General features: G+C 59.3%; 12 protein-coding genes. All 12 read left to right on the plus strand.

Features of this window, described 5'->3' with window-relative positions; all coding sequences use genetic code 11:
• On the plus strand, nt 1–1745 hold a 1745-nt coding region (tssF, locus tag VMA74_RS07580), incomplete at its 5' end, for a type VI secretion system baseplate subunit TssF (RefSeq protein ID WP_325366028.1).
• Nucleotides 1709–2731 carry a type VI secretion system baseplate subunit TssG gene (gene tssG, locus VMA74_RS07585; RefSeq protein ID WP_325366029.1) on the plus strand — a complete coding sequence of 341 codons (1023 nt, stop codon included), beginning with the start codon at nt 1709–1711 and terminating at the stop codon, nt 2729–2731. The genes tssF and tssG, both read left to right, overlap by 37 nt.
• Nucleotides 2732–2837: 106 nt before the next feature.
• On the plus strand, nt 2838–3290 hold the full coding sequence (locus VMA74_RS07590) for a hypothetical protein (RefSeq protein WP_325366030.1): 453 nt from the start codon (nt 2838–2840) through the stop codon (nt 3288–3290).
• Nucleotides 3291–3300: 10 nt separating this feature from the next.
• Entirely contained in the window at nt 3301–3522 is a 222-nt protein-coding gene (locus tag VMA74_RS07595; protein ID WP_325366031.1) for a hypothetical protein, read from the plus strand.
• A 135-nt stretch (nt 3523–3657) separates the two neighbouring features.
• Nucleotides 3658–6393 (plus strand): type VI secretion system ATPase TssH, encoded by a 2736-nt coding sequence (gene tssH / locus VMA74_RS07600; RefSeq protein ID WP_325366032.1) that lies wholly within the window; start codon nt 3658–3660, stop codon nt 6391–6393.
• Between the two features lie 76 nt (nt 6394–6469).
• Nucleotides 6470–7204 (plus strand): hypothetical protein, encoded by a 735-nt coding sequence (locus VMA74_RS07605; protein WP_325366033.1) that lies wholly within the window; start codon nt 6470–6472, stop codon nt 7202–7204.
• A 182-nt stretch (nt 7205–7386) separates the two neighbouring features.
• Nucleotides 7387–8286 (plus strand): FYVE zinc finger domain-containing protein, encoded by a 900-nt coding sequence (locus VMA74_RS07610; protein ID WP_325366034.1) that lies wholly within the window; start codon nt 7387–7389, stop codon nt 8284–8286.
• A gap of 70 nt (nt 8287–8356) precedes the next feature.
• Entirely contained in the window at nt 8357–9286 is a 930-nt protein-coding gene (locus VMA74_RS07615) for a hypothetical protein (RefSeq protein ID WP_325366035.1), read from the plus strand.
• A 65-nt stretch (nt 9287–9351) separates the two neighbouring features.
• Nucleotides 9352–10227 (plus strand): hypothetical protein, encoded by an 876-nt coding sequence (locus tag VMA74_RS07620; protein ID WP_325366036.1) that lies wholly within the window; start codon nt 9352–9354, stop codon nt 10225–10227.
• Between the two features lie 79 nt (nt 10228–10306).
• Nucleotides 10307–10999 (plus strand): CPBP family intramembrane glutamic endopeptidase, encoded by a 693-nt coding sequence (locus tag VMA74_RS07625; RefSeq protein WP_325366037.1) that lies wholly within the window; start codon nt 10307–10309, stop codon nt 10997–10999.
• 244 nt (nt 11000–11243) lie between these two features.
• Nucleotides 11244–11876 (plus strand): hypothetical protein, encoded by a 633-nt coding sequence (locus tag VMA74_RS07630; RefSeq protein WP_325366038.1) that lies wholly within the window; start codon nt 11244–11246, stop codon nt 11874–11876.
• Between the two features lie 46 nt (nt 11877–11922).
• A partial coding sequence (locus VMA74_RS07635) for a hypothetical protein (protein WP_325366039.1) occupies nt 11923–12325 on the plus strand: 403 nt, incomplete at its 3' end.

Consider the following 12325-nt stretch of genomic DNA (forward strand, 5'->3'; position numbering starts at 1 on the left):
AGCGTCTCATCGAAGCCTTCGCCCTGCTCGCCGACCGAATCCACCACAAACTGGACGATGAGTTTCCGGAACTAACCGACGCCTTGCTGAGTGTGCTCTACCCGCACTACCTGGCGCCGATTCCTTCGATGGCAGTGGTGCAACTGAATCCGGATACAAAAGAAAGCGCACTGGCCACGGGCTACACCGTCGCGCGCAACACAGCCTTGCGCAGCCTGATCGCCAATGACGATCGCACCGCCTGCGAATACCGCACCGCGCACGACGTTACCTTGTGGCCGCTGGAACTGGTCGAGGCCAAGTACTTTGAAACCCCGGCCGCCATCGCCGCGGCCAGCATCCCGATCCCGGCCGGCAAGACGGTGCGTGCCGGCTTGCGCCTGAAGTTCGTCATCACCGCCGGTGCGCAAGCCAACATGCTGGCGCTGGACGAGCTGCCGATCTTCATCGCCGGCGCCGACGAACTGCCCAAGCGCCTGTACGAACAACTGCTCGGCAACGCGCAAGGCTTCGTGGTGCGCATGCCCAGCCCGAGCGGCATGCTGGTACAGCAGTTCGATGCCTCGGCCATCCGCGACAAGGGTTTTGCCGACGACGAAGCCTTGCTGCCGTATTCCGACCGCTCCTTCAGCGGCTATCGCCTGCTACAGGAATACTTCGCCTGTCCGGAGCGTTTTCTGTTCGCCGTGTTCACCGGCTTGCAGCAGGTGCTCGCGCGTTCGCAGGCCACCGAGTTCGATCTCACCGTCTTTTTCGACCGCAGCGTCAGCCGGCTGCACAACGCGGTCGACACCAGCAATTTCCGGTTGTTCTGCACGCCGGCCATCAACCTGTTTCCCCGCCGCGCGGACCGCATCCATCTGCAACAGGGCAAGGTGGAGTATCACGTGCTGGCCGACCGCACGCGGCCGATGGATTTTGAAGTGCACAGCATGAGCCAGGTGGAGGGCTTCGGTGACCGGGCGGAACCCGAGCAACGCTTTCAGCCGTTCTATGGTTGCGACGAACGCGTCTGGCACAGCGGCAGCGCAGCCTTCTATAGCTTGCGCCGCGAGCCGCGCATGCTGTCGGCGCGGCAAAAATTGCAGGGGGCGCGTTCCAGCTACGTTGGCAGTGAGGTATTCATCTCGCTGGTGGACGCCAACGACGCACCGTACTCCACCCATCTGCGCCAGGTCGGCATGATGCTGATGTGCACCAACCGCGACCTGCCGCTGCAGATGCCGGTGGGCAAGTCGCGCACCGATTTCACCTTGGAAACCGGCGCGCCGGTCGCTTCCATCCGCTGCGTGGCCGGCCCGACCAAGCCGCGCGCGCCTACAGCGAGCGGCGAAACCGCATGGCGCCTGCTCAGCCACCTGCAGCTCAACTACGTCTCGCTGCTGGGCGAAAGCGGTGAAGAGGGGGCGGCGGCATTGCGTGAAATGCTCACCTTGTACTGCGATGAATTCGACGCCAGCGCACGCCGCCAGATCGAAGGCGTCAAGGCGGTCGGCTGCCAATCCGTGGTCAGGCGCATTCCTATACCCGGACCGATCGCCTTCGGGCGCGGCCTGGAAATCACCTTGACCTGCGATGACGGCGCCTTCGAAGGAACGGGGGCGTTTCTGCTCGGTTCGGTGATGCAGCATTTCTTTGCGCGCTACGTCTCGGTGAATTCCTTCACCGAAACCGTCCTGCGCACCCTGGAACGCAACGAGGTGGCTCGATGGCCGGCCCGACTCGGCAAACGCCAGATCCTGTAGCGCTGGAAAACGCGCTGCGCGATCAGCCGGAGCTCTTCGAGTTCTTCGAGGCGCTGCGCTGGCTCGAATGCGCCTATCCCGATCGCCCCCGCTTTGGGCACTCCACCAAACCGTCGGAAGATCCCGTGCGCCTGTGCCAGACGCCGTCGTTGGCGTTTGCGCCGCGCACGGTGGATCGCTTCGAGCCGCAAGCCGATGGCAAGCCGCCGCGCATGTACGGCCTGTTCTTCGGTCTGTTCGGCCCCAACGCGCCGCTGCCGTTGCATCTGACCGAATACGCACTGGACCGCAAGCTCAACGCGCGCGACGACACCTTCATTGCCTTCGCGGACATCTTCCATCACCGCATGCTGAGTCTGTTCTATCGCGTGTGGGCCGATGCGCAGCCGACCATCCAGCTCGATCGCCCTGGCGAAGACCGCTTCAGCCTCTACATGGGCGCACTGGTGGGCTTGTCCACCGCCAACCTGCAAAGCCGCGATGCCTTGCCGGACCGCTACAAGCATTTCTTTGCCGGCCGTCTGCTGGCGCAAGCACGCAATGCGGAAGGTTTGAAACACCTGCTTGAGCATTTTTTCGCTATTCCCGTCAGCGTGATCGAGTTCACCACCGAGTGGATGCGTTTGCCGGATTCGGCGCATCTACGCCTGGGCCAATCGCGCGATGTCGCCTGTCTGGGGTCCACCGCCGTGCTCGGCGAATACGTGTGGGGCGCGCAACAACGCTTCCGCCTGCGGCTGGGACCGCTGACGAAAGCGCAGTTCAACAACTTCCTGCCGGGCGGCGAAGCACTGCGCCAGTTGGTGGCGGCGGTGAAAACCTATGTTGGCGAGGAAAAAGCGTGGGACGTGCAACTCGTGCTCAAGCACGACGAAGTACCGACCACGCGGGTGGGGCAAACCGGGCGGATGGGCCTGACCACGTGGCTGGGACAACCGCAGCGCAAGGCGGATAACGATGATGTGGTGTTGAGGCCGGTGGGGTAGGGCAGGACGCCGCAGTTCGTAGGCTGGGATGAAATCCCAGCTGCTACATCCCCGCCTGCGGATATGGATTGGAAACGTATCGGTAACGAAACGGAAAGGAGATCGTATGTCAACGTGTCCAGCAGATCTTTGGCGAGCAGCTCATTCGAGCGACTTTCCAAATGGCCCAATCATCGATGGCGAACCCGCCGAGGGCATTCTCTATCCGACTTTTGAGCACAAACTGATCGGCACTCTTCCCAATGGGAAACCCAAATACCGTAAGCCTGATATCAAGATCAGCGATGACGATGGGAAGGTTCGACCAGGTGCGGGGACTTCTTTGTTCGATAAAGAGAAGGTCTTCCGGGGAAAGGCCTGGCGCTCCTTTCATATACCAAAAGACACGCTTGTAGATCCGAATTTGTCCATTACAGGTCCGGACTACAACGAAGTCTTCGACGCTAACCATTATCAGATAGAGCCAGCCAAGCCGATGTTCCCCGACGTATACAAGGGAGCGTTGGACAACTTCGCCAGAGCTGCCCTGGCGAAAGCGTACGAACTAGCGCGCAGTTAAAGGTCGAGTCATGGCAATAAGCGTTCACACACTTACGATGTGCGTCCTTGCGGTCGATGCGAAGGTCAAAGCGCTGCAGGAGCAGATCGAGGTTGCAGAGGATCCAGAGATCTCTCATCTGGAGGAGGAGTTGCTTTCTTACTCCAAGGCAAAAATGGAGCTGAAGCGACTCTACATCGAGGAGCAGAAGACCTCGAAGAATCTGCTTCCTTACGAAGACATTCTGGAGTGAGGCTGGAATGCAATCCCGGCCGCCCAATGGATACCTGCTGCTGGGATTACCATCCCAGCCTACAAATGAAGAGAAGTCAGTGAGCTGGTTGGACCTCGCGCGTTGCGAGTATCAAAAATTTCAGGGGTAGTCGTCATGGCAGAAATCAGTCGCAGTGCACTGTTCGGCAAGCTCAACAAATTGGCCTATCGCGGCATCGAGAGCGCCACGGTGTTCTGCAAGCTCCGGGGCAACCCGTACGTCGAGCTGGTGCATTGGATCCATCAGATCCTGCAGCTGCAGGACTCGGACCTGCACCGCATCGTCAAGCAGTTCAACCTCAATCCGTCCAACCTCGCGCGCGACGTTACCGATGCATTGGATCGCCTGCCGCGCGGTTCAAGCAGCATTTCCGACCTCTCCGCCGACGTGGAGGAAACCGTCGAGCGCGCCTGGGTATTCGCCACGCTGATGTTCGGCGAAGCGCAGGTGCGCACCGGTTATCTCATCTTCGGGGCGCTACGCACGCGCAACCTGCGCAACAGCTTGCTCAACATCTCCAAGGAATTCGAGAAGGTCAAGCCGGAGATGCTGGCGGAGAAATTCGCCGAAGTGGTCAGCGGCTCGCCGGAAGACGGGCAAAACGCCAACGATGGCTTCCGCCTCGGCAGTGCTGCCGCACCGGGTGAGGCCAGCGGCGCGATGCCGCCCGCGCAAATGGGCAAGCAGGAAGCGCTGCGCCAGTTCACCGTCGACCTGACCGAACAGGCGCGCAACGGCAAGATCGATCCCATCGTCGGCCGTGACGAAGAAATCCGCCAGGTGGTCGACATCCTGATGCGCCGCCGCCAGAACAACCCGATGCTGGTCGGCGAAGCCGGCGTGGGCAAGACCGCCGTGGTGGAAGGCTTCGCCTTGCGCATCGCCATCGGCGACGTGCCGCCACAACTCAAGGATGTCGAGCTGCGCACGCTCGATGTCGGCTTGTTGCAGGCCGGCGCCAGCATGAAAGGCGAATTCGAAAACCGCCTGCGCCAGGTGATCGAAGAGGTGCAGTCCTCGCCCAAGCCGATCATTCTGTTTATCGACGAAGCACACACCTTGGTCGGTGCAGGCGGCGCAGCGGGCACCGGCGATGCGGCCAACCTGCTCAAGCCCGCGCTGGCACGCGGCAACCTGCGTACGGTCGGCGCTACCACCTGGGCCGAATACAAAAAGCACATCGAAAAGGATCCCGCACTCACCCGCCGCTTCCAGACCGTGCAGGTGGACGAGCCCAGCGAAGAGAAGGGCATCCTGATGATGCGCGGCGTCGCCAGCGTGATGGAAAAACACCATCGCGTGCAGATTCTCGACGAAGCGCTGGAAGCCGCGGTGAAACTGTCGCATCGCTACATCCCCGCACGCCAACTGCCGGACAAGGCCGTGAGCCTGCTCGACACCGCTTGCGCACGCGTCGCCATCAGCCAGCATGCCGTGCCGCCGGAAGTCGACGATACGCGCAAGCGCATCCAGGCGCTGGAAACGGAACTGGCGATCATCGCCCGCGAGAAGACCGTCGGCGTGAACGTGGCCGAGCGCGAAGCCGTCGCCAGCGAGAAACTTGCTGCGCAAAAAGCGCGGCTGGAGACACTCGAAGCCAACTGGCAAGCCGAGAAAGCGCTGGTCGAACAGATTCTCGCCATCCGCGCCCGATTGCGCGGCGACCACTCGCCGGTGGAAGGCACCGGCAGCAAGCTGGAAAAAGCCGCCGCCGCCGAAGTGCAAGGCGAGAACGTGCCGCAGGAACTCAGCGACGCGGAACGCGCCGCATTGCTTGAGCAATTGCATGGCTTGCAGGCCCAGCTCAGCGAGCTGCAAGGCGAGCATCCGCTGATCCTGCCCACCGTCGACTACACCGCCGTCGGTTCCGTCGTCGCCGACTGGACCGGCATCCCGGTTGGTCGCATGGTGAAGAGCGAACTGGAAACCGTCATGAACCTGGCCAAGCTCATGGGCCAGCGCGTGATCGGCCAGGACCACGCGATGGAAATGATCGCCAAGCGCATCCAGACCTCGCGCGCCGGCCTCGACAACCCCAACAAGCCGATCGGCGTCTTCATGCTCGCCGGCACTTCCGGCGTCGGCAAGACCGAAACTGCGCTGGCGTTGGCAGAGGCCCTCTACGGTGGCGAGCAAAACCTCATCACCATCAACATGAGCGAATTCCAGGAAGCGCACACCGTTTCCACGCTCAAAGGCGCACCTCCCGGCTACGTCGGCTACGGCGAAGGCGGCGTACTCACCGAAGCCGTGCGCCGCAAACCGTACAGCGTGGTGCTGCTGGACGAAGTGGAAAAAGCGCACCCCGACGTGCACGAAATCTTCTTCCAGGTGTTCGACAAGGGCGTGATGGAGGACGGCGAGGGCCGCCAGATCGATTTCAAGAACACCCTGATCCTTCTCACCACCAACGCCGGCACTGACCTGATCGCCAGCCTGTGCAAGGACCCGGAGCTGATGCCCGACCACGAAGGCATGGCCAAGGCCTTGCGCGAACCGCTGCTGAAAATCTTCCCGCCCGCGTTGCTGGGACGCCTGGTGACGATCCCGTATTACCCGCTGAGCGAGCAGATGCTGGGCGAGATCGTGAAACTGCAGCTTGGTCGCATCAAGAAGCGCATCGAGGCACGCTACAAGATTCCGTTCGAGTACGACGATGACGTGGTGAAACTGGTAGTGAGCCGTTGCACCGAGAGCGAATCGGGCGGGCGCATGATCGACGCGATTTTGACCAACACGATGTTGCCGGACGTCAGTCGTGAGTTCCTGCTACGGATGATCGATGGCAAAGCACTGGCGGGCGTCAACGTAGGCGTGAATGGGCAGGATTTCCAATACGGGTTTGCATGAGTCGACGTCAGGACAGTCAGGCCGGGCGGGGTGTCGCCCGGCTTGCGATAAAAGAACTTAAACGGGAATCCTGAGTATGTTCAACGGCAATGGCCTGATCGTGAACCCCAATAATCCGCGGCCTGCGCAGCCTGCGGGTGACCCCTATGGGCAGGCATATACGCCGCAAGTGCGATTCGACAGCCTGCGCGATCGAAATCGGCGCAACTTCAACATCGGCCAACCGAACGGCGGTATGCCGGCGATGACGGTTGATCTGGCATGCCATCACGTGATCGGGTGGGACATTCTTTGGGGTTTCTGGAATCGGCTGATCAGCGATGAAGCATTCGAACTGGCGCGCAAGCACCTGGCGCTGTTCGGTGTCCCGCAGACAGCTACCAAGAACATGGCCAAAGACATGGGCAAAGGGACTTGGGCCGATCAATGGGGCTGCGAGGCGAAGATGTGCTGGAAGCCCAACAATATCGTGCGCGGACCCAATGACCGCTCGGACGATCCCAATATCAATCCCGAGCTGGAGAACAAGATAGATTTCAAGATGGTCAGTGATTCGGTATACAAGGGCCGGCTGCCTTTGCTGTGCGAAACCGGGCGCTACATGGTCCGCTTTATCACCGACGGCACTGTCACGTACGCCGAGAAGGCAATCGATTACCTGCATTCCATCCGGGCAGCAAAAATCATGGAGTGGAGCGAGGATTTGTGGGTGGTCGATGAGACGTTTCCCGGTTACTCGAACACGCCGGCCATCGGTGGCGGCTTCGCCGTGGTCAGGCCGACCTGGAAGATTCATGCAAGCAGGACATAGTGGCGATAAGGAAGCGAAGGGCAACGGCCAAGGATCTTTTTGCCTGTAGTTGTGCAAAAGAAAGGAATCTGTCGCTCTGTTCACCGTGGGCCGAAGGAAGTTCGCACCGCCCACTGTTTCGGTTTTCTTCCCGTGAAGCGATACGGGCCTGAAGCAGTTTGTCCGGACAACGAGGTGAAAATATGGCTGTTCTGAGCCCGCTGGTGCGCCATGTCCTTGGGAGTCTCACCAATGGATTGCACAACTGTTTGTATCAGGCTGGGGACATGGGGCAGGAGGCCTGTTGGAACTGGGCGTTGACCGGCTTCTATCACAATGCCGTATGGCCCAGCTATATGTTCGACTTTGTGACCAATGGCATCGATCCCTCGAACGTCCTCGATCACCATGGCCGCTCCTGGTTCAGAGCCCCGGCCAACCGGCAAAGTTTGGACGACATACAAAATAACTGGCTGGATGCCGTGCCTGTCAACGTGGATCAGGCGAGGACCGATGCGGTCGCTGCCGTGATGACATTGGCCGCGGAAGCCAACGGACTCACGCTCTCCGCCGCAGGCGGCACGACCGTTACGCCCTACCGTTTGTTCGTCGAGTACAAGGTTCAACCCGACAGGGCAGGCCAGCCTGATGTATTGCCTTCCTTTCATCATGTCTGGATCGATGTGGATGGGCGCGCCATCGAGATATTTCCCGGTCGGCTGGACATCCAGATCTATCAAGGATCACAGCCCATTGGGCCGAAGTTCCGAACCTGGAGTTGTTACCTCGTAGGATTGCATCAGCGCCAAGTGGATCGGATTTGCAAAGTGCTCAGGCTGACACGTGCGCATTGGGCCGGCGTGCCTGCTGTCCCTGCGGCCAGGCAAGCGTGGATCGCCGATGACCAGCGTGCTTCTTGCGTATGGTGTGGCGCAGACTTCGGGGTGCTGCGCCGAAGGCATCATTGCCGCCGCTGTGGAGAGATCTTTTGCAGCACCTGTTCCGGTTTCACACGTAACGTCGCCAATCCGGCGACCCGTCCGAACAGCCAAGCGTCGGTTTTGGAAAACGATGCGCGGGTTTGCGTTCGCTGTAATGGCTGAGGCGCCGGGCGATGCGGAGTCTAGCTATTTTTGTCAACTACATTGATTCGTTGATTCGGCCCCTGGTCCTTTGACCGAAGCGGATGCCGGACTCGGCAAGGGAGGAGATATGGGAAGGTCATTGCGTGCGAAAAAGAAGGTGGATTATGCGGGGATTCTAAACAAATATGACAAATTCACCTTCGTTTCGAGCAGGAAGCCGAAGACCAAAATCATCCGGATCAACGCCGCCAATGGGCGGGCGCACGCGGCGCCTACGCTTACAACATGGCCCTTCCTCGGCATGCACCAGGATGTTACGTACTACAACGACCTGAACCATGCCCCGGGTTGGAACCAGCGCACGCAAGACGAGATCTTCCTGCCGTTCGCTTGGCTGGACGTGCATGGCGGAGCCGTATGGCAGGGTCTGGAGCAAGAAGTCGCGGGCTTGGGCGCCGACGCCTTCGCATGCCAGCACTTCGATCAGATCGCCATCGACCTGCGTCAGTTGCTGGCCAATACGCGGATCACCGAATGCGTGGGCGAGGCGGCCGCTGCGATCTATGTGCTTGAGCGACATCCCGCATTCCAGATGATCTGGGGCTACCACGTTCATTCCGGCACCGGCATAGACCAGATCTGGGAAAGGCCAAATCAAGCCGGAGGGAGCGACTTTCTGATCGTCGAGGCCAAGGGACCAGGGGCCGGCTTGAATTTTTCGGGGTTCGTGCCGCCCGGCTATAGCCAGATGCAGGAAGGTTGGATAGCGAATCACCTGTACAGCATGAGTCAAAACCACCATGCCGCCGGCCTGAGGATCGTCAATGCGTTGGGCCTGCAATTCGTGAATGCCCATCCCAACTATCTGGGCGCCACCAAAAGCTACTACGGCCTGGCCCCAACGAGCGGGCATAAGCAGTCCGCTTCGCGGGTATTCGGTACGGTGGTGCAAGCGCAGTGGAGTGCCGACGGTCGTCTAGGCTACAACCACAGCGCCTGGGTTCGCTATTTCACTTGAGATGTGAGCGCGGTCCGTGCTTTCAGGATGTTTTTTAACGACTGGCAACAGGGAATGATTCGGATATGACTTGGCGGCGCATCAAATGTGCTTCATGCGGGTTCAGGGTAACGATTGAGAGCACGGAGCTGGCGGATATCCTTAAGACCCAGCAGCGCGTGAACTGCTGCGTTGAGAATTGCCCGGGTGAAATGCGAGCCGTTGGACCGGTTATTGTCCGACCCGCTACGGTGAGGCGCGGCGCCACTTACGATTTTCAGGTTAATCGCCAGAAGATCCGCCGGCCACGGCCGGCGCAGTACCAGGTCGACGACGATGACAGTGACGATGAGGATGGCAGCAGCAGGCGGAAGCGAGCGAAAGTCGACGAGGACATGGACTATGCGCCGTCGGAGGAATACACGCCTGCGATGCGGTTCACCACCGTCGACATGGAAACAGGTCTGCGCCAGGTTGCGCCGCGGGGGTTGAAGATCAAGACCACCGGTCGTTTACCCATCAAGGCCGCCGTGCCCGGCGAGCGCGAAAAGAGTACGAACGCACAGATGAATAATCAGCCGGCGTGGTCCTATGCGCAGCGTTGCGGCGCACCCAACGCCAACGCGTTTCAGTTTGACGGCCAGGGCCATTACGAATGGTGTCACATGCAGGGAGTGTCGCTGGGCGGCTACACCATAAGCGCCAATCTTGTGGCGGGCCACTATGCTGTTAATACCTACATGTCGGTCATCGAGGAATACCTTCGCGGCAAGACGGCCTATCAAATCGAAGTCATTGCCTACTGCCAGCATGATGATGTCGCCGACTTCATTTCCTACAAGATTCATCGAATCCTCGATGGAACGCTGGCCATGGAGTTGGCGATTGACGGAGCCATGAAATTTTTCAGCGCCAACGATCGCGATCGGGTTCGGGATGCGATGAAAAGAAATAACCTTTAGGCCGGCTAGGTGAAGTGGGTATTTCCCTGTCCGAGAGCTTAGGCAACGCCACGACGAGTGATTCCTGCGGAGGTGCGGCATGTTTCCAGACGGAATAGGACTGCTTTTCAGCAATTGCGTTGACACCCTTTGTTATTACGCGAGCAAAACCAAGACCCTGCTCGTCAACAATGCAGGCGCCATGACGGTCATCGCCTTGGGCGGCTACTTTTTCCCCGGCGCGTCGGCGGCGGCCTTCGGCGGCGTTGTTGCATCCCGTGGCGCCACCTGGATTGCGCGCGAGGTGGACGCTCGCTATCACAGCCATATTGCCGATATCCACGATTGGGTCCTGGCACAGCTGCCGGGTTCGGTCAGGCCCTACTACCCCCAGGTAGTGCGTACCATCGCGAGGCCTTCCAGGGAGGTCATGAATTACGCCGGTAATCCAAGACGGCAGTTTTATTTTATCAACGACAACTTCGTCACCGAACTGTTTGCACCGATCTATGAGGAGCTGGTTTACCGCTATGCCGGACAGGAGCTGCTGGCCGCGATGTTGATGTCGATCGGTGTTCCAAGCGTTGCGGCAACGTCAATTGCCTTGACGATTTCCGATTCCATTTTCGCGGCCTCCCATAATATCGATCCGCGTAGCGAGCAGTTCAAGGATACCCTCATCGCCGGTGCCGTGTTTGGGGCGATGATGCATTTCTATGGGCTTCCGGCGGCCATGCTTACGCACTCTTATCACAATGCGACGATGCGGCTGCAGGAGGAACTGCTGTCATGACGCTTGGCGCCGTCGACAGAACGATATCGTGGCAAACGGTTGGCGGGCCGTTCCTAAGAAACCTCTGATCCTCAGGTTTTCCTAGGTTTTTGCGTACATGCTCCAATGAAATCAGCAATCTAAAAATGGTCGGAGTACTTTACCAATTGTTTTTCTATAGGAGTCAACCCCATTGTTCCGGTGCGTTTTATAACTGCAACTGTTCAGTAGCTACGATTCGATCGATGTCTAGGAGGACGCCAACATGCCGATGAAACCTGCTGGACAAGTGCTGGCTTTGCTAAGAACGCAGCCCGCAATCGCTTGTGCAGCGTGGGGGTTCATGTGCCGTGGTGCGCCACTCAACAGCGCGCTGGGCGGCAATTGCACCCTGACATGCACGACCAATGACGGCGTCTATTTGATCGATGTCGCCGACGGCGGCGGGACCGACTGGTTCATCCCTTTCGCATCGGGCGCGGCGCGGTACTGTGATGTGCCTAGCGGACAGCCGAACGGAACGCTGGTGGTGACCTTTCCGATGAACGGTTGCGCGCTCGAAGTGCATCCGACCGCCACGGGCAATCGTTTCTATCACGACTCGGACGGAAAACACATGCCGGTGCTCGCGTCCGCGGCCAAATGCAGGGTGGATGCCAACATGTATGAAGGTCCGGGTGCGAAGGCCATGAGCACGCTCAGCCGCTTCCCTGATCGCCGCGACCATGACATTGTCGGCCAGAATTTTGAGCACACCATTATTTGCGTCAAAGATGGCGCGTACTGGAATGTGTACCAGACCGCGGTGGTGACGACGATGAATAAGTCTACCGGTGCGCGCAGTTCCTGGCAGATCAAGGACGGCCCGCCGGTTCACCTGGGCGTATTCGGCGATTGATGGAGGCTTCTGGAATAGTTCGCTATATGTATTCGGGAGATGGTAAATGATGCGCCTGACTCATGCTGTATCAGCAGCGGCGCTGATGCTCCTCCCTTTACTTGTACAGGCATGTGATTTCATACCTGTCCAGATCGTGCAGAGCTTAGGGAGCGTAGGCAACATTAGTGTGAATGTTGGCGATGCCTATGATGCCCGGCATCCGACGGCATGGCAGGGGCCGCTGCATATATCGATAGATGGCGCGCCTGCGTGCTCGGTGAGCGACGATGTATCTATCGTCGAAGCACCGGTGATGCTGGCCGGCGATGTCCTGTACGTGCCGACTTATTCGGGCAGCAACAACTACCTGTACGCGTTAGATGTAAAAACATGCAAGGTGATCTGGCGTAGCGGCCATTTCACTGGAAAAACGGTCCTGAAGAAGGGAAGATTGCTCGCCGGAAAGA

The sequence above is a fragment of the Dyella sp. genome (assembly GCF_035508675.1).
In the GTDB taxonomy this organism is placed as follows: domain Bacteria; phylum Pseudomonadota; class Gammaproteobacteria; order Xanthomonadales; family Rhodanobacteraceae; genus Dyella_B.

What these genes read in the sequence shown, in the direction of transcription:
- VMA74_RS07610 (WP_325366034.1), top strand. Translation starts at nt 7,387, where the DNA reads ATGGCTGTTCTGAGCCCGCTGGTGCGCCATGTCCTTGGGAGTCTCACC.
- VMA74_RS07605 (WP_325366033.1), top strand. Translation starts at nt 6,470, where the DNA reads ATGTTCAACGGCAATGGCCTGATCGTGAACCCCAATAATCCGCGGCCT.
- VMA74_RS07595 (WP_325366031.1), top strand. Translation starts at nt 3,301, where the DNA reads ATGGCAATAAGCGTTCACACACTTACGATGTGCGTCCTTGCGGTCGAT.
- tssH (WP_325366032.1), top strand. Translation starts at nt 3,658, where the DNA reads ATGGCAGAAATCAGTCGCAGTGCACTGTTCGGCAAGCTCAACAAATTG.
- VMA74_RS07625 (WP_325366037.1), top strand. Translation starts at nt 10,307, where the DNA reads ATGTTTCCAGACGGAATAGGACTGCTTTTCAGCAATTGCGTTGACACC.
- VMA74_RS07630 (WP_325366038.1), top strand. Translation starts at nt 11,244, where the DNA reads ATGCCGATGAAACCTGCTGGACAAGTGCTGGCTTTGCTAAGAACGCAG.
- tssG (WP_325366029.1), top strand. Translation starts at nt 1,709, where the DNA reads ATGGCCGGCCCGACTCGGCAAACGCCAGATCCTGTAGCGCTGGAAAAC.
- VMA74_RS07620 (WP_325366036.1), top strand. Translation starts at nt 9,352, where the DNA reads ATGACTTGGCGGCGCATCAAATGTGCTTCATGCGGGTTCAGGGTAACG.
- VMA74_RS07590 (WP_325366030.1), top strand. Translation starts at nt 2,838, where the DNA reads ATGTCAACGTGTCCAGCAGATCTTTGGCGAGCAGCTCATTCGAGCGAC.